Genomic DNA, 15,578 nt, shown 5'->3' on the forward strand with positions numbered 1-15,578 from the left:
CATGCCCCGGGCTTTTTGCTGCACGGGACACAGTGCTGTGTGCGGCAGGCCCCGCGGCACGCGGCTTGCTAGACTTCATCCTGCATTGGTCACTCGGTGCTGCACATGGGCAAAAGCCGGGATTTGCCCGGAGTTTTGCCTTTAGCAGCGGCTCGTTGCCTATTATTTAGCCAACAACCCGCGCTGCTCAAAGTGACGACAACATCGATTGACAGGTGATATTCCTATGGCATACCGTCTGAATGCCATGGGGAAATGACCTATAGGGGATGCGAATGAAACTGAATCTCAAGCGTGCGTTTGTGCCGCTCTTGACCGTTGCAATGCTGGGCGCCACCAGCCTCTCGTCCATGGCGCAGGAGCTGCAAAAGATCAGCGTCCGCCTCGCCTGGATCGCCGGTGGCGTTGACGTGCCGATGTTCGTCGCAGCCTCCAAGGGCTACTTTAGGGACGCTGGCCTCGACGTCGAGATCGTCGACGGGAATGGCTCGACCGGCACCATCCAGGCCATCGGCTCGGGCGATTTCCAGATCGGGATTGCCGGTCTTGGGGCCCTTGCCCAGGCCCAGCAAGCCGCCGGCGCCGACACCATTATCGCGGTTGCCGGGCTCCTGCAGAAAGATCCGACCTCGATCATCGCGCTCGAGACCTCCGGCATCAAGGAGCCCAAAGATATCGAAGGCAAGCGCCTCGGCATTGACGCGGGCGGCTTTGAAGATTCCATGATGACCGCCTTTGCCGAAGCGGCTGGCGTGGATCTTGACAAGGTCGAGATCATCATGATCGGCGGCGGCGGCGATCGCGTCGCTTTGCTCAAGGGCGACGTCGACTTCGTCAGTGGTTGGGCCAATCCTGACGGGGACAAAATTGCCCTGCAGGCGCCGATCAACCCGCCGATCGTGTTTGCCGACTACGGCGTGAACGTTTTGGGTTCGAGCGTTATCGTGCGCAAGGACTGGCTAGCCGAGCATGGCGACGCAGTAAAGGGGTTCCTTGCTGCACTGCAGAAGGGCAAGGAAGAAACTGTTGCCCATCCCGACGAAGCCTTGGCGATCTTCATGGAAGCCCGCCCGGATTCGAGCGAAGAAGGCATCAAGTCGGAAATGACGGTGATGCCCAAGTACGAGCACACCGCCAATTCTGAGGGCAAGGCCTATGGCTGGGTCGCCGAGGAAGACGTCGCGACCACCATCTCGCTGCTCGAAAAGTACAGCGCCATGAAGCCCGGCCTGACGCCTGTCTCCATCTATGACGGCTCCTACCTGCCCCCGACCGAATAATCGTCTTCGGGCGACGCAGCCGACTGCGTCGCCCACTCTCTGTTCTCTGCGCCTTCAGGAATGCCTTATGGATCTCGGAACACACGACAAGCATGCTCTCGTGCTCGGCGCCAGCCAAGGGCTCGGCCTTGCCACCGCCCAGGCTCTGCTCACCGAGGGCGCGCGCGTCACCTTGAGCGGCCGCTCGCCGGAACGGCTTGAAGCAGTCCGCGCCGCCCTGCCTGCTGTTCAGCGGGCCAGCTGCTTCATCGCCCTAGCCGACCTGGCAGAAGCCGATGCCGCCGCAGTCATCTCAGCACGCGCGCAGGAACGGGGCGGCCCGGTAGATATCCTCGTCAACAATACCTGTGGTCTCCCGCCCGGCAAGCCGAGCGCCATCACCAGCGAGGCGATGGCCAGCTATTTTTCGTCCATGGTCACGCCCGTCATCGCGCTCACGCTCAATCTTATCGCCGGCATGCGTATGCGCGGCTGGGGGCGCGTGCTGACCATCGCCTCTTCGGGCGTTGTCCAGCTTATTACGCACCTGCCCATGTCCAATGCCCTGCGCTCCACCCTGGTCGGCTTCATGAAAAGCCTGTCCGGTGAAGTCGCCGCCGCTGGCGTGACAATCAATCTGGTGCTGCCCGGGCGGATCGCGACGGGTCGCACCCGCTCCATCGACGCCGCTCAGGCGCTAACGAGCGGCAAGAGCGCCGATGAGATCGCCAAGGCCCCGACGGCGATCATCCCGGCCGGCCGTTATGGCACGCCCGAAGAATTCGCCGCCGCCGTTACTTTCCTCGCCAGCAGTCAGGCCAGCTACATGGCCGGTGGCTTGGTCCGCATCGATGGTGGCGCCATCCGTTCGGTCTGATGGCGCGACACGCGCGGACGCGTTCTGCCTCCGGGCACCAAGGGAGACGGGCTGAAAAGCCGTCAGCAGCACAATGAATGTCATGCCAGCACCACAGACCATGCAGAGCGCGGCTCCGCCCCACATCGCCATTTCCCGTGTGTCGAAGAGCTTTGCTAGCCGCAATGGCACGGTCAATGCCCTCACCGATATCAACCTGAGCATCGAAAAGGGCGAATTCATCTCGATCCTAGGGCCAAGCGGTTGCGGCAAGAGCACGCTGCTAATGCTGCTCTCGGGCCTCCTGCCAGTCACGAAGGGCCGCATCGACGTCGACAAGAAGCATATCGGTGGTCCCAATGCCGACGCTGGCATCGTCTTCCAGCAGGACGTGCTGCTGGAGTGGCGCACGGCGCTGCAGAACATCCTGATCCAGGCCGAAATCCGCGGCTCGGACATGACCGAGGCGCGCGAGCGCGCCCACACCCTGCTCAAGATGGTGTCGCTGGAAGATTTCGAAGGCTCTTTCCCCAAGGAACTCTCCGGCGGCATGCGCCAGCGCGTCTCGATCTGCCGGGCCTTGCTGCACAAACCGCCGCTGCTGCTGATGGATGAGCCCTTCGGCGCGCTCGACGCGATGACGCGCGACCAGCTGCAGATCGACCTGCTGCGGCTCTGCACCGAGAGCGACATGACGGTGTTCTTCATCACCCATTCGATCACCGAGGCCATCTTCCTCAGTGACCGCGTGGTGGTGATGTCGCCGCGCCCCGGCCGCATCGAACGCATCATCGACATCGACCTGCCCCGCCCGCGCCGGCTGGCCATGCGCGAAGACCCCAAATTCCTCCAATACACACGCGAACTGACGGCCATATTCAAGGGCCTTGGCGTCTTCCGTGAGGAGTACTGAGCCATGACAACCGTGATCGCTGACGACACCGATAGCCCCGTCATCCGCAAACCCAACATGGCCTGGCGCGTTGTGAGCGCCGTGCCGCCGGCGCTGTGGACCCTGATCGTCCTAGTCGGCGTATGGGAGCTCTGCGTCCAGCTCGCCCAGGTGCCGGCCTATATCCTGCCGGCTCCGTCGGCCATTGGCGCCGAATTTGCCAGCTACTGGCACCGGCTGCTGCCCAATGCCTTTGTCACCCTGAGCGAAGTCCTTATCGGCTTCCTCTGCGCCGTCGCCGTCGGCGTGCCGCTGGCGGTGATGATCGTTTATTCCCGCGCCATGGAAAAGGCGGTCTACCCGTTGATCGTCGCCAGCCAGACCGTGCCCAAGGTGGCCATCGCGCCGCTGCTGCTGACCTGGTTCGGCTATGGCATGACGCCCAAGATCGTCATCGTCGTGCTGCTCAGCTTCTTCCCCATCGTCATCAACTCGGTAATGGGCCTGAAGTCCTCGTCGCGCGAAATGCTGTATCTGGCGCGCTCGATGGGCGCCTCGGGCTGGCAGACCTTCTGGAAATTCCGCCTGCCGCAGGCCCTGCCGTCGATTTTTGCCGGCCTGAAGCTGGCCACCGTTCTATCGGTGATTGGCGCCATCGTGGCCGAATTCATCGGCGCCGATAAGGGACTGGGCTATCTGATCCTGGTGGCTGGCGCGAACTTCGACATTACACGCCAGTTTGCCGCCATCATCCTGATCACGCTGATCGGTGTCATTTTCTTTGTCACGCTTGAGCAACTGGAGCGCGTATTTATTCCTTGGAAATCCCGCAGCACTGTCGCCGGCGAGGGTTAGGGCCTGAGGCATTTTCTATCGACCAGGCGTCGAGCGGCGTTTCTTCGGGAGCGCCGCTTTTGCTTGGGTCGTGGCCACAAAAAGGCCTGGTGCAGAGGTCCAGGCCAGCAGGCTGCCAGGACACTAGCAGATCAGATATCGAGCACCAGGCGGTCGGACTTGGCGCCGGAGCAGCACAGCATGATCAGCTTGTTGCTGTCCTTCTCGCGCGTCGACAAAACATTGTCCTTGTGGTCGCATTTGCCTTCCAGCACCACTGTCTCGCACGTGCCGCAGACGCCTTCGCCGCAGGAATGGGCGACGTGGACCCCGTTGGCCATCAGCACCTGCATGATGCTTTGGCCGGCGGGAATGAAGAATTCCCGGCCCTGGCGCTTGAGTTCGACGGTGAAGGATTGGGTGGGCTTGGCATTGGTGCCGGCAAAGTGCTCGACATGCACGTTGTCATCGGGCCGCCAGCCGGCCGAGGCCTTGAAGGTCTCGATCATGCGGCGGGGTCCGCAGCAATAGACATGGGCAGCCCTGGGAATGGTCATGGCTAGCTTGAGCAGCGGCATGACCTTGCCCATCTCATCGTCAAAATGGAAATGGACCCGGCCGGGTGACGCAGCTTCGAGCGCTTCGAGCTCGGCCAGAAAGGCGGCGCTGGGGCGGTTCCGGGCAGCGTAAAATAGCTTCCACGGCCTGCCAAGCGACTCGAGGCGCCGGATCATGGCAAGCATGGGGGTGATGCCGATGCCACCGGCGAACAGCGCGCTCAGCTCGGCATCATCTACCAGCGGGAAGGTGTTGTGCGGTGCGTCGGCGGCAAGCACGTCGCCGACCTTGAGGATGTCAGCGATATAGACCGAGCCGCCGCGGCCGGCCGCGTCGCGATTGACTGCAATAGTATAGCGATCGGTGGTTTCCGGGCCATTGGTCAGCGAATAGGAGCGCGACAGGTCGCCCGGCAATTTCAGGTTGATATGCGCGCCGGCAGTGAAGCCCGGCAGCGGTGATCCATCAGCGGAAACAAGCTCAACGGCGCGAATGGTTTGTGCGGCCATGCTGATGGCGGCGACCTTCAGGCTGAGGGTCGGCGAGTCTGCCGGAGTATGGTGCTGTAAAGATGACATCGCCCCCCGCCCCCGTCTGTTCGATTTCGGAAACGGATCCGGCGCACAAGCGCCGGATCCCAGGTTGAGAGTTAGCTCATTCTGCCGCGTCGAGCTTGACCTTGCGCCCCTTGATCTCGGCCATCTTTTCTTCGTAGCCCTCGAGCCAGTCGGTGCCATAGGGAACGACGATGTCGCCGCCGCGGGCATTCTTGGCCAGGTCGCCATTGTAGGCGACGTCGGGCAGCTTGCCGGTTTCGGCATATTCCTTGGCTGCATCGAGCATGACGCGACGGGTCAGGATGACCATGCGATCGGAGGCAGCCAGGTGCTCCATTTCGCGGTCCACGATGCGGCCCATGGATTCCTGGATCATCTGGTCCTGCAGCGGTACGCCGACGACGCCGGTGTAGGAGTCGCCATTGCGCTGCCATTCACGGTCGATGCCGTAGTCGTTCGAGCGATCCTTGACCGGTCGCCAGCGACCTTTCCAGTCGGTGGTGTTAGGCAGGTATTCAAGCGCACGGGCCAACCCGCCGACGGGCGTGCCGTCCTTGTACTTGAGGCCCTTCTTGCCGCCGCCGGTGGCGCGGCGCAGGTCGATATTGAAGATCATGGTCGAGTCGTCGTCGATCGGCACCCAGGCATTGGCTGTGACATTGCCTTCGATATCGCCCGACGGGTAGGTGACCCAGAACGGGAAGATGTAGGAGGCGAACCGGTGATGCTCGGTGCCTTCATAGGCATTGCGCTGCGCCGAATACATGGTGCCGAAGGGCATGACCGACACGTTGATCTTGGGCGCCTTTTCGGTGACCGTGAACACTTCTGGATCGGACATGTCGAGCTTTTCGCCATCGACGCCGCCCACATGCAGGAAGCCGAGATGGGAGGTATCGATATCGCCTTCCAGCGCCTGCATGTAGTTGCAGTCGCGATGGGTCAGGGCGATGTTGCGGTCGTCGGGCTCGCCGTGGATGGCTTCCAGGCTCGGCAATTGTGGCGGGTTTGCCTGCTGCTCGCCCATATAGGCGAAGACGATGCCGCCCGATTCCTGGACGCGATAGGCAATGGCCGGGGTACCGGCAGGGTACTTGGACTTGTCTTCCAGGTTTGGTTGGTCGAGGCACTTGCCGGTAACGTCAAACTTCCAGCCGTGATAGGCGCAGCGGATGCCGCCCAGCTCGTTTCGACCGAAGAACAGCGACGCGCACCGATGCGGGCAACGGTGGTCGAAGACGCCGACGCGGCCTTCGGTGTCGCGGAAGGCGACCAGCTTCTCGCCCAGGATCATCAGGCGGACGGGGTCGTCGTCGGCCTTGACCTCGGAGGACAGGCACACCGGCAGCCAGAACTGGCGGAAGAAGTTGCCCATCAAAGTGCCCTTGCCAACGCGGCTGAGCTGTTGGTTTTCTTCGGCAGTGATCATCTTGCTCTCCTAGTGGGCAGTCGGGGCCACGGGCTCGGAAGCGCCGGGCGGCAAAGGGGTGAGGATTTTGGCGCGTTCCATATTGGCTCGGGCGGTGGCAATCGCGGCCCTGGTCTGACTGGTACTGACCATGGGCGCGTCGAGAAAGGCGTCGGGTGGGTAGAATTTGGCTTCAGTGTAATAGGGCACGTACATTTCGTAACGCGCCCGCAACAGCGGATTGGACAGACCCGTATCGGTGCGACGGTCGCGGCGCAGCGCCTCGACGTCGATCATCGCGGTGACCCCGACGCTTTCGCCATCATCGTCCTGATAGGCCAGCGTATTGCCGTGATGGTCAATGATGTGCGAGCGGCCGCCGGCGATGGAATTGTCCGGCGAAAAACCGATCGGGCCAGCGACATTGGCGCTGACCAGATAGATCATGTTTTCGGCGACGCGGGCCAGCTTGGCGGCTTCCTGCGCGGCGGTGAACTTGGAATTAGTTGGGTGCAGGATGACTTCGGCACCCTGCATCATCATCACCCGCGCGACTTCGGGCACGCTGATTTCGCCGCAGGGGATCAGCGCCAGCTTGCCCAGTTCGGTATCGACCACCGGAAAGACGTCGGCCTGGTGGGTCTGGGCCAGATAGTCGGACATGAAATCATGCACCGATGGGAAGGCAGCGGTGTTGACGCGGCGGTAGTTGAGGATAATCTCGCCGTTGCGGTCGATTAGGAACGAGCTGTTGAAATAGCGGCCTGGCCATTCGGAGGGCGCCTCGAACATATTGCCGGCAATGTAGATGCCTTGTCGCTTGGCCAGTTCCTGGAGCAGCGCGGTAAGCGGGCCGGGAATGCTTGAGCAGGCGCGGGCAATCCAGGACGCCACATCCATGTGCAGTGGCGGACCCTGCATAGCAAATTCGGGAAACACCACGAGATCCGGCTTCTGCTTGGAGGCGCAGGCCTCCTCGATCAGCCGTGCCAACGTCGCCACATTGCGTTGAATCAGTACGGCCGCAGCCACGTCGCTTTCGGCCTGGGAGGCTCGTTCGCTGCGCATTTGAATGCTGGTTGCACGCCATGGTCTAATGGGCATAAAAGCTCTCCACTGGGTAGGCGCACTAACTGCACGCCAATGGTATACCATCGATTTAGCGTGTTGGAACCGAGTTGCCAAGCCCAATCGCGTGGGCTGTTGACACGATTTGCGACAACTCTCTGGCCTGCCCGAATTTACAGCAGCCCGCAGATTGAAAACGAGTGGTGGGCTGGCATACCAAAGTCGACTTGAGCGCTTCCACCGCGCGCTTCGGCACGATATGAGTGCAGGACGACGAGGGAACGTTATGTCCGAAATCATCGAGCCGATGCTGAACACTAGGCTGCTGCAGGCAGACAGGCCTAACCTGACAGAACAGGTTTATGATCAACTCATCGAAATCCTGATCCGCGGCGAATTGCAGCCGGGCGACGTCATTGTCGAACGCCGCATGGCCGAACAACTCAATGCCTCCCGTACCCCGGTGCGCGAAGCCCTGGGCCGGCTCGAGGCCGAGGGCCTGGTCTATAAACAACCCAGCCGCGGCGTTACCGTCAGCCCCTTCTCCACAGAAGCTTTTGTCGAACTGCTCAATGTGCGCCAATTGCTGGAATCGGAGGCGGCGCGGCTCGCCGCCGGTCGCATTCCTCAGGACAAGCTGGATTCGATCCGCGAAGCGCTACTGGAGCTCGGCAAGCATGCCAAACCGAGCCTGAGCGACATCTGGGAGGTCGACGACCTACTGCATGGCGCAGTGGCCGACGCCGCCGGCAATGCCCTGCTTGCCAACATCATCCGCGACCTGCGCCGACGCACCCATGTGTTCAACGCCTATCGCAATCCGGTGACGCCAAAATTCGGCGTCGAGGAGAATACCGAACTGCTAGACGTTATCGCCAGCGGCGATCAGGAAAAGGCCCGCGCGGCCATGGCCGATCATATCGAAAGCGTCAAGGTGGCGATCATCGACCGTCTGTCCGGTTCGCTGCGCTAGGCGTTCAAGCCGTCCGCGGCACATAGTGACCGGATACGGTCGCCACTGACTTACCGTCCCAGGCCTGCTGGCCGCGCACGAAGGTCGCGGCAGGCGTCACGCTGAAGCTCTGGCCGTCATAGGCGCTCCAGCCCGGCCCGCGCGGGTTGCGCTTGGCATCATAGGTCATGGCCTGGGGCGCCAGCACAACGACATCGGCGTCATAGCCGGCTTCTAGCCGACCCTTGGTCGAGAGGCTAAAAAACCGCGCTGGCCTGTCGCTCAGGTAATCTGCGCTGATGCGCGCGGCGCCTTCAACGCCATAGCGCTTGGCAGCAGCTGTGAAGAAGGCCGGGACCATGGCTTCCAGCCCGGGCATGCCGGCGGCGACGTCGAAAATGGAGGCCGTCTGCTTGCGCTCGAGCGGCCAGGCGCTGTGATCAGAAGAGATGAAGGTGGCGTCACCACGCTCCAACACCTCCCACAGTTTTTCCATTTCGCCGGAACGGATCGGTGGATTGACCTTGAGCATACCACCTAGCCTTGCCATGTCTGCATCGGCGTCGAACAGCAGGTAATGCACGCACATTTCGGCCGTGGCATGTACGCCGCGCGCACGATAGGCGGCGACTATGCCAAAACCGTCGACGATGGAAATATGCACGATATGGGCATGCGCCGAGGTGGCAGCGGCCAGTTGCAGAAAGTTGGCGGTGGCGGTCAGTTCGGCGACCGGCGGGCGACTGGCGCTGTGGTCGAGCGGCGTCGTGCGACCCTCGGCGATGAAGCGCTTGGTGGTGCTGGCCACCAGTTCCTGGTCTTCATTGTGCAGGCCCAACGGCAAGCCGGTGCCTTCCAGCGCTTACAGCAACAGCAGGGTGGCGGCATTGCCGATGCGCGGGAACCGATCGGGATGCGCTTCGAAGGACGAGATCTTGAAGGCGCAGACGCCGCCCTCGATCAGCTCCTGCACATGCGCCAGGTCGGGCGTGGTCGGCACGGTGCCATAGAGCGCCACGTCGCAGACCGACAGCGTGTTGATGGCGGCAACCTTTTCGGCCAATACGGCACCCGTCGTGACGGGGACCGGGTGATCATAGGGCATGTCGACGATGGTCGTGACGCCGCCCATCACAGCGGCATGGCTGGTCATGGTCATGCCGGCAAAACCGATTTGGCTGCCGGCATGAGTCTGCCCGTCCACCGCCCCCGGCAGCAACAGGGCTTCACCGTAATTCTTGGTCTCGTATGCCTGGGGCGAAGAACCGGTGCCAACGGCCTCGATGCGACCGGCGGTGATGGCAATCCAGCCGTTTTCCACAATGGAGGTTGGCGTTACGACCCGCCCAATCAGCACCACATCATACATTGTTGGCCCCAAATTTCGTTCGAACTTGTACGCGGCCTTTTTGGCGTGCACGTGGCATTCTTTTGGTGTACCAAAACGATGCGAGTTTGGAAAGCCACGAGAAATCAGGACCAGAAATGCTTTATGACCTAACGTTCCTGGCGCTGCTGCCCAATACTTTGGGTGCGGTGATGCCGCTGCTGCCGGAGACCTACAAGAACTTTTCCAAGACCGGCACGACGCTGGGCGCCTTCACCTGCGAGTTCGGCGTGCTGAACCGTTTCGCATTCCTCACATCCTATGACAGTGCCGAAGCCCTGGCGAAGGAGCGGGCGCGTCTGATGCAGACCGAGGACGCCTATGGCATCGGCAAGTATATTGGCGGCATCAGCAGCACGGCGTTTTCGCCGCTGTCCTTTGCCAAGCCGATCGTGCCGGGCACTTATGGCCCGTTCTACGAGTTCCGCACCTATACGATCGCGCCAGGCGGCCTGCCGGAAACCGAAGAGGCTTGGGGCAAGATCATCGGTCGTCGCAACGCCATCTCGCCGCTGTTGACCAATATGGTCTCGATCGAGGGCGCGCCGACCAAGATGGTGCATATCTGGCCCTACAACAGCCTTGAAGACCGCGTGAAGGCCCGCAGCCAAGCGAGCAAGGAAGGCATCTGGCCACCCCCCGGCGGTTCGGGCTACCTGACGAGTCTCCAGTCCGAACTGTTCGTCGCCACATCCTTCTCGGGCGTGAAGTAACAGATATGTCGAAAACCGGTGCCCGCCTGGCCGCTCTCGGCATCGTCCTGCCCCCGGCCCCCCAGCCAATCGGCCTGTTCATTCCGGCCGTTCGCACGGGCAACCTGCTGTTTCTGTCGGGCCTCGCCCCCGTGGCAGAGGGCAGTGCACCGACCGTGGGCAAGGTCGGCGCGGATTTTTCGGCTGAAGAGGCTCAAGGCTATGCCCGCATGGTCGGGCTCAACCTGCTCGCCGTGATGCTGGCCGAGCTGGGCGATCTTGACCGGGTCAAGCGCGTGGTCAAGGTGCTTGGCCTGGTCAATGCCACGCCCGACTTCACCCGCCACCCCTTTGTCATTGACGGCTGTTCCATCCTGTTCGCGGAGGTGTTCCCGGATCTCGGGCCGCATGCCCGCACGTCGATGGGTGCAGGCTCGCTGCCTAACAATATTCCGGTCGAAATCGAAGCGGTTATTGAATTGCGCGACGTTTGATCGTTATGCTCCGGAAGCCGGCTTTGCATATAAGGGCTATCGCTCGGTGAGACTTGCAAGGGCACAAACGTCGTATCGATCTACTTCAAAGTAATGTCTGAGCCGAAAGCCGAGCAATTCGAGTTTGTCCATCGAAGGTCCCCTATTGATGCACTGCCCTTACCGAGAGCTTGTCGGCAAGAGGCGAAGATCAATTGGGATCAGCTTGGAACTCAATTTCGCGGTGCAAAAAACACCAGACCGGCGCGACCGCTTTATCTAGTGGTGAATCGCGCAGGAGTGCCTCAGTCTTGCAGCGCATCCAAGCCTCTCGCCCCAAGTGGCTGGTCTGAGGCATCGAACAGCAAAGCAGCAGTCGGTTGCTACCCATGCGCTACTTGGCTGGGTAAACGCGGCAATCGCCGATTCACCAATAACGAATTAACGTTCTGATTTTATTATAAAATTTGTGGTGCCCGGGACCGGAATCGAACCAGTGACACGCGGATTTTCAATCCGCTGCTCTACCAACTGAGCTACCCGGGCGCAGGGTGGAAAAGACCAGCCTTGCGAAATGCTTGCGCCTTATAGGAGATCGGTTTTGCCGGTGCAAGGGTGAAAGCGGGTTGTGGAACAGGACTTTGCGGGGGTCAGATATTGTCATCTTCGGGGTCATGGGACGGGATGGCGGACGGGTCATCCGCACTATCGTCCTGGTTGATGTCCCCGGGGATAACATAGCTGCCGGTCAGCCAGCGATTGAGGTCGACATCGGCACAGCGGGCCGAGCAGAAGGGGCGGAACTTGTCCTGCGCCGGCTTGCCGCAGATCGGACAGGGCTTGATGATGACGGGCGCGGCCATCAAACGCCCGACAGTGCGGATTGATTGAGCCAGTTGAAATGCACGGGATAGCCCTCGCCTACAAGCAGGGCCGCGGTTTCGGTCAGGGGGAGGCCGACGACGGCCGAATAGGAGCCGGACAGCTTGACCACGAAGGCACCGGCAATGCCCTGGATGGCATAGCCACCGGCCTTGTCGCGCCATTCGGCGCTGGCCAGATAGGCTTCCATTTCGCGGGTGGCAAGGCGCTTGAAGCGGATGCGGGTTTCGACCAGGCGCTGGCGCTTGGCGCCGGACGGGGTCAATAGCGTCATGGCGGTGAAGACACGGTGGGAGCGCCCCGACAGGAGGCGCAGGCAGGCGGAGGCCTCTTCCATGGTTTCCGCCTTGGGCAGGATGCGGCGGCCGACAGCCACCACGGTATCGGCGGCCAAGACCAGGGCGGTGGCGCCATAGCCGGCCGAGCGCGCCTTGTGCTGGGCGGTCATCGCCTTGAGATCGGCCAGGCGCTGGGCCAGCTTGCGCGGCAGTTCGGCCTTTTCGGGAGTTTCATCGACATGGGCGGGCACCAGGTGTTCGGGCTCGATGCCGATCTGGTTGAGCAGCGCCAAGCGGCGCGGCGAGGCCGAGGCGAGGATGAGGTCGGGACGGCTGGCCATCAATGATGCCTTGGGTGCGGCGCGAAAGCTGGAGCGCCTTGGCTAGACCAATTCATGGGGTTTGTGAACCACCCGAGACCAGGGCGTCCAGCCGGGTGCGCACGCGCTGGCGCAAGGTGTCGCGCAGGTCGCGATAGGCGCCCAGGACGATGTCGCGCGGCCCCTCGACCAGCGACGGATCGGGAACCTGCCAATGCTCGACCGCGCCGGTTTCGAGGCCCTTGCGGGCCAGGGCGCCCGGGGCATCGGGGGACAGGGTCACGACCAGATCGAAGTGGGAGGCGGCCAGTTCATCCATGGTATGGGGGGTGTGGACCGACATGTCGATGCCGGTTTCCTCCATGACTTCATGCACGAAGCTATCGGCCTTGCCGCCATTGACGCCGACGGAACGGGCGATCAGGCGGCCGGGAAATTGCTGGCGCGCCAGTGCCGCGGCGATAGGCGAGCGCACCGAATTCATCGAGCAGACGAACAGCACCGTGGGCAGTTGGCTTTTGCTTTCATCGATGCGGCTGGCATAGGGCTGCACCGCGCAGACCAGGGTGAACAGGCGGCGGGCAGTGTTGAGATCGATCTCCAATTTGTTGACGAGCCGGGTGCGCAGCAGTTCGGCGGCGTCATTGTGCAGGCCGCGCCGGGCCATGTCGACGGTTTCGATCTGGAATGGCTGGGCGGAGCGGATGGCTTCATAATAGGCGTCGCGAATGCGGAAATAGTCGCGGATCAGACGACGAAACGGGGTGAGCGACAGGTAGTGGGCGGCGATCGGCTGGAAGGTTTCGGGGTGGCGCACGTCGAGCACGATGGAGTTACCGACGATGGAGACGTGGAGCGCGAACGGGCCGGTGGCGGTGACGCGGGCGGGGCGGAACCGGTTGTCCTCGAGCAGATCGTAGATGGCGATGCGCCATTCATGCACCACGTCGGGATCGATCGAGGTGATGGTATTGGGGTCAAGCGTGACGGTGACCAGGCGATCGGTATTGGCGGCCCGGATATCGGTCCCCATCGCAATGCTCAACGGTTGAGCCGGATGGAAACGGAGCGGCCGTGGCCGTCGAGCGCCTCGACTTCGGCCAAGGCCACGGCGGCATCGGCCAATGCGGCGAGCGCGCCCGGATCGCAGCCCAGAATGCTGGTGCGCTTCATGAAATCGACCACGCCCAGGCCGGAGGCGAAACGGGCCGAGCGGGCGGTGGGCAGGATGTGATTGGAGCCACCCACATAGTCGCCGATGGCCTCGGGCGTGTGATGGCCGAGAAAAATCGCGCCGGCGTGGCGAATGCGGGCGACCAGGCTTTGCGGATCATCGATCGCCAGTTCGATATGCTCGGAGGCGATGCGGTTGGCGAGGGCGACGGCCTCGTCAAGCGAAGCGACGGTGATGATGGCGCAGAGCGTATCCCAGGCGTCGCGGGCGATTGCCGGGGCCGGTAGCAGCGCAAGCTGGCGCTCGACTTCGGCAGCGACGGCATCGGCCAGAGCCGGTTCGGTGGTGACGAGCAGCGAGCGGGCGCCACCGCCGTGCTCCGCCTGGGCGATGAGATCGGCGGCGACCCATGCCGGATTGGCCGAGCTATCGGCGATGACCAGCACTTCGGAGGGCCCGGCGATCATATCGATGCCGACCTGGCCAAAGACCTGCCGCTTGGCGCTGGCGACATAGGCATTGCCGGGCCCGACGATCTTGTCGACGGGGGCGATGGTGGTGGTGCCATAGGCCAGGGCCGCTACGGCATGAGCGCCGCCGGTGCGATAGATTTCGGTGACGCCGGCGATCTTGGCGGCGGCGAGAACCGAGGCGCTCAACTGGCCATTGCGGGTGGGCACGACCATGGCGATGCGCTCGACGCCGGCCACCTTGGCAGGGACGGCATTCATCAGCACCGATGAGGGATAGGACGCGAGGCCCCCCGGCACGTACATGCCCACGGCATCGATCGGGGTCCAGCGGGTGCCCAGGGTCACACCGAAAGGGTCGGTGTAAAGGTCATCGGCCGGCTTTTGCCGTTGGTGATGGGCACGGATGCGGTCATGGGCGAATTGCAGGGCAGCGGTCACTTCGGGGGTGACGCGGGCGGCGCCGGCGTCGATTTCGTCGGCGGTAAAGCGCAGCGTCTGGGTGGTGACCCCTGCCCGATCAAACCTGTTGGTCAACTCGACCACGGCATCATCGCCGCGCTGGCGAACATCGGCAATGATGGCGGCCACAGCCGTGCCGACGGCGGCAGAGGCCTCCAGCTTGCCGTCCAGCAAGGATTGAAACTGCGGCTCGAAATCGGCGGCCTGCATAGCAAGGCGGATGGGCATGACTATCCCTTAGTCGATGGCGTGGGTGGGTTTGGCCGACGCGCCCCAGGTGGCGCCCAGATCGGCCAGCCGCGCTTCGAGGCATTCAACGCCCAGCCGCACGGTGCCGCCACCGGCAAAGCTGAGCTCGATGATGCCGGCGGGACCATCAATGGGCTGGAACACGATGGCGAGCAGTTCGAGCACGCCTTCGAGCGATTGTGGATCAAAGCCAGCCGTCACTACCGACTGCACGGCATCGAAATGCAGGGCCGCGCGCTTGCGGGTGCCCTTGGCGCGGCGATGCTCGGCCCCGCTTTCCCAATCAAAGCGGTTCATCAGCAGCGCGAAGCGCCGATCGCCGCGGGCATAGCCCATGTCGGGTACGCGCACGACGGCATCCTGGACGTGGGCGGAGATGACTTCGAGATCTTCGGTATCGAGCGCCAGCAGCTTGAGATCGGTCATGGGAGTGGCCCTTTGCGTGAAGACGAGCTTATCTGGTCACGCCCGGATCGATCTACAAGTTTGTGCGCGCGGGAGCAATGCGGGTTGCGCCGGGCATGGGTTCGCGCCGCGCGGTTGTGCCGGGCGGTTGGATGACAGTCAAACGGCATGCGGCGAGACGTGCCTCATGGGTTTGGTTTAGTATGCGAGACAGCGTCTCGCCGCATGCGACGGGATTTTACACGTGCGCATCGAGCAGCCGCCCTTTCGGGTTGGATGCTCCGGCCCGACTGCCTGGGACAGTGTGTCCGATGCAGATCGAGCCGTCATCCGGCTGGTTGTCAGCGAGCCACGCGCAAGCCTGGGCGACCCCATGCTCCCCATCTGCTCCCCACGGACCGT

Annotated in this window: 17 protein-coding genes and 1 tRNA gene; 7 read left to right on the forward strand and 11 right to left on the reverse strand. The window is 62.6% G+C overall.

Translation table 11 applies throughout. The features are described 5' to 3' along the window. Positions 1–275 precede the first annotated feature (275 nt). The 4 genes from ACFE8X_RS02740 to ACFE8X_RS02755 all read left to right on the forward strand — a co-directional run bounded on the left by ACFE8X_RS02740 (position 276) and on the right by ACFE8X_RS02755 (position 3,862). Positions 276–1,280, forward strand: a complete 1,005-nt coding sequence (locus ACFE8X_RS02740) for an ABC transporter substrate-binding protein (protein ID WP_375449920.1) — start codon at positions 276–278, stop codon at positions 1,278–1,280. A gap of 67 nt (positions 1,281–1,347) precedes the next feature. Next, positions 1,348–2,136 carry an SDR family oxidoreductase gene (locus ACFE8X_RS02745; protein ID WP_375449921.1) on the forward strand — a complete coding sequence of 263 codons (789 nt, stop codon included), beginning with the start codon at positions 1,348–1,350 and terminating at the stop codon, positions 2,134–2,136. Between the two features lie 82 nt (positions 2,137–2,218). Beyond that, positions 2,219–3,028 (forward strand): ABC transporter ATP-binding protein, encoded by an 810-nt coding sequence (locus tag ACFE8X_RS02750; RefSeq protein ID WP_375449922.1) that lies wholly within the window; start codon positions 2,219–2,221, stop codon positions 3,026–3,028. 3 nt (positions 3,029–3,031) lie between these two features. After that, the gene (locus ACFE8X_RS02755; protein WP_375449923.1) at positions 3,032–3,862 is read left to right on the forward strand and encodes an ABC transporter permease; all 831 of its coding nucleotides are present in this window, start codon (positions 3,032–3,034) and stop codon (positions 3,860–3,862) included. Between the two features lie 131 nt (positions 3,863–3,993). Here ACFE8X_RS02755 and ACFE8X_RS02760 read toward each other — a convergent pair whose 3' ends face one another. From ACFE8X_RS02760 to ACFE8X_RS02770, 3 genes are all read right to left on the reverse strand, one after another. Beyond that, positions 3,994–4,977, reverse strand: coding sequence for a PDR/VanB family oxidoreductase (locus ACFE8X_RS02760; protein ID WP_375449924.1), 984 nt, complete (start codon positions 4,975–4,977; stop codon positions 3,994–3,996). 76 nt (positions 4,978–5,053) lie between these two features. Beyond that, a complete protein-coding gene (locus ACFE8X_RS02765; protein ID WP_375449925.1) occupies positions 5,054–6,385 on the reverse strand; it encodes a Rieske 2Fe-2S domain-containing protein in 1,332 nt (443 codons plus the stop codon). A gap of 9 nt (positions 6,386–6,394) precedes the next feature. Further along, a complete protein-coding gene (locus ACFE8X_RS02770) occupies positions 6,395–7,432 on the reverse strand; it encodes a nitrilase-related carbon-nitrogen hydrolase (protein ID WP_375449926.1) in 1,038 nt (345 codons plus the stop codon). Positions 7,433–7,718: 286 nt separating this feature from the next. Here ACFE8X_RS02770 and ACFE8X_RS02775 point away from each other — a divergent pair, with 286 nt between their 5' ends. Then, the gene (locus ACFE8X_RS02775; RefSeq protein WP_375449927.1) at positions 7,719–8,405 is read left to right on the forward strand and encodes a GntR family transcriptional regulator; all 687 of its coding nucleotides are present in this window, start codon (positions 7,719–7,721) and stop codon (positions 8,403–8,405) included. Positions 8,406–8,409: 4 nt separating this feature from the next. Here the strand turns inward: ACFE8X_RS02775 and ACFE8X_RS02780 are convergent, their stop codons facing one another. Both ACFE8X_RS02780 and ACFE8X_RS02785 read right to left on the reverse strand, forming a co-directional pair. After that, entirely contained in the window at positions 8,410–9,228 is an 819-nt protein-coding gene (locus ACFE8X_RS02780; protein ID WP_375449928.1) for a dihydroorotase family protein, read from the reverse strand. An 18-nt stretch (positions 9,229–9,246) separates the two neighbouring features. Next, positions 9,247–9,753, reverse strand: a complete 507-nt coding sequence (locus ACFE8X_RS02785) for a hypothetical protein (protein ID WP_375449929.1) — start codon at positions 9,751–9,753, stop codon at positions 9,247–9,249. 116 nt (positions 9,754–9,869) lie between these two features. On the opposite strand from ACFE8X_RS02785, the gene ACFE8X_RS02790 reads away from it, so the two are divergent. Then, a complete protein-coding gene (locus tag ACFE8X_RS02790) occupies positions 9,870–10,484 on the forward strand; it encodes an NIPSNAP family protein (RefSeq protein WP_375449930.1) in 615 nt (204 codons plus the stop codon). 5 nt (positions 10,485–10,489) lie between these two features. Next, entirely contained in the window at positions 10,490–10,957 is a 468-nt protein-coding gene (locus ACFE8X_RS02795) for a RidA family protein (RefSeq protein WP_375449931.1), read from the forward strand. Between the two features lie 449 nt (positions 10,958–11,406). On the opposite strand, the gene ACFE8X_RS02800 is transcribed toward ACFE8X_RS02795, so the two are convergent. The 6 genes from ACFE8X_RS02800 to ACFE8X_RS02825 all read right to left on the reverse strand — a co-directional run bounded on the left by ACFE8X_RS02800 (position 11,407) and on the right by ACFE8X_RS02825 (position 15,197). Continuing rightward, positions 11,407–11,482 (reverse strand) — tRNA-Phe (locus ACFE8X_RS02800). A 104-nt stretch (positions 11,483–11,586) separates the two neighbouring features. Then, positions 11,587–11,799: a DNA gyrase inhibitor YacG gene (gene yacG / locus ACFE8X_RS02805; protein ID WP_375449932.1), complete on the reverse strand. Its 213-nt coding sequence runs from the start codon at positions 11,797–11,799 to the stop codon at positions 11,587–11,589. Next, positions 11,799–12,437: a Maf-like protein gene (locus ACFE8X_RS02810; protein ID WP_375449933.1), complete on the reverse strand. Its 639-nt coding sequence runs from the start codon at positions 12,435–12,437 to the stop codon at positions 11,799–11,801. The genes yacG and ACFE8X_RS02810 overlap by 1 nt, the downstream gene beginning before the upstream one ends. Positions 12,438–12,489: 52 nt before the next feature. Next, complete coding sequence (locus tag ACFE8X_RS02815; RefSeq protein WP_375449934.1) at positions 12,490–13,461, reverse strand: UPF0262 family protein; 972 nt, start codon at positions 13,459–13,461, stop codon at positions 12,490–12,492. Beyond that, positions 13,458–14,750: a histidinol dehydrogenase gene (gene hisD, locus ACFE8X_RS02820; protein ID WP_375449935.1), complete on the reverse strand. Its 1,293-nt coding sequence runs from the start codon at positions 14,748–14,750 to the stop codon at positions 13,458–13,460. Before hisD ends, ACFE8X_RS02815 begins: the two co-directional genes overlap by 4 nt. 9 nt (positions 14,751–14,759) lie before the next feature. After that, on the reverse strand, positions 14,760–15,197 hold the full coding sequence (locus tag ACFE8X_RS02825) for a DUF2948 family protein (RefSeq protein ID WP_375449936.1): 438 nt from the start codon (positions 15,195–15,197) through the stop codon (positions 14,760–14,762). Positions 15,198–15,578: the final 381 nt, after the last annotated feature.

The organism is uncultured Devosia sp., assembly GCF_964244875.1.
Classification (GTDB): domain Bacteria; phylum Pseudomonadota; class Alphaproteobacteria; order Rhizobiales; family Devosiaceae; genus Devosia.

What these genes read in the sequence shown, in the direction of transcription:
- ACFE8X_RS02755 (WP_375449923.1), top strand. Translation starts at nt 3,032, where the DNA reads ATGACAACCGTGATCGCTGACGACACCGATAGCCCCGTCATCCGCAAA.
- ACFE8X_RS02795 (WP_375449931.1), top strand. Translation starts at nt 10,490, where the DNA reads ATGTCGAAAACCGGTGCCCGCCTGGCCGCTCTCGGCATCGTCCTGCCC.
- ACFE8X_RS02740 (WP_375449920.1), top strand. Translation starts at nt 276, where the DNA reads ATGAAACTGAATCTCAAGCGTGCGTTTGTGCCGCTCTTGACCGTTGCA.
- ACFE8X_RS02775 (WP_375449927.1), top strand. Translation starts at nt 7,719, where the DNA reads ATGTCCGAAATCATCGAGCCGATGCTGAACACTAGGCTGCTGCAGGCA.
- ACFE8X_RS02785 (WP_375449929.1), bottom strand. Translation starts at nt 9,753, where the DNA reads ATGTATGATGTGGTGCTGATTGGGCGGGTCGTAACGCCAACCTCCATT.
- ACFE8X_RS02825 (WP_375449936.1), bottom strand. Translation starts at nt 15,197, where the DNA reads ATGACCGATCTCAAGCTGCTGGCGCTCGATACCGAAGATCTCGAAGTC.
- ACFE8X_RS02750 (WP_375449922.1), top strand. Translation starts at nt 2,219, where the DNA reads ATGCCAGCACCACAGACCATGCAGAGCGCGGCTCCGCCCCACATCGCC.
- ACFE8X_RS02790 (WP_375449930.1), top strand. Translation starts at nt 9,870, where the DNA reads ATGCTTTATGACCTAACGTTCCTGGCGCTGCTGCCCAATACTTTGGGT.
- yacG (WP_375449932.1), bottom strand. Translation starts at nt 11,799, where the DNA reads ATGGCCGCGCCCGTCATCATCAAGCCCTGTCCGATCTGCGGCAAGCCG.
- hisD (WP_375449935.1), bottom strand. Translation starts at nt 14,750, where the DNA reads ATGCCCATCCGCCTTGCTATGCAGGCCGCCGATTTCGAGCCGCAGTTT.
- ACFE8X_RS02770 (WP_375449926.1), bottom strand. Translation starts at nt 7,432, where the DNA reads ATGCGCAGCGAACGAGCCTCCCAGGCCGAAAGCGACGTGGCTGCGGCC.
- ACFE8X_RS02760 (WP_375449924.1), bottom strand. Translation starts at nt 4,977, where the DNA reads ATGTCATCTTTACAGCACCATACTCCGGCAGACTCGCCGACCCTCAGC.
- ACFE8X_RS02765 (WP_375449925.1), bottom strand. Translation starts at nt 6,385, where the DNA reads ATGATCACTGCCGAAGAAAACCAACAGCTCAGCCGCGTTGGCAAGGGC.
- ACFE8X_RS02745 (WP_375449921.1), top strand. Translation starts at nt 1,348, where the DNA reads ATGGATCTCGGAACACACGACAAGCATGCTCTCGTGCTCGGCGCCAGC.
- ACFE8X_RS02810 (WP_375449933.1), bottom strand. Translation starts at nt 12,437, where the DNA reads ATGGCCAGCCGTCCCGACCTCATCCTCGCCTCGGCCTCGCCGCGCCGC.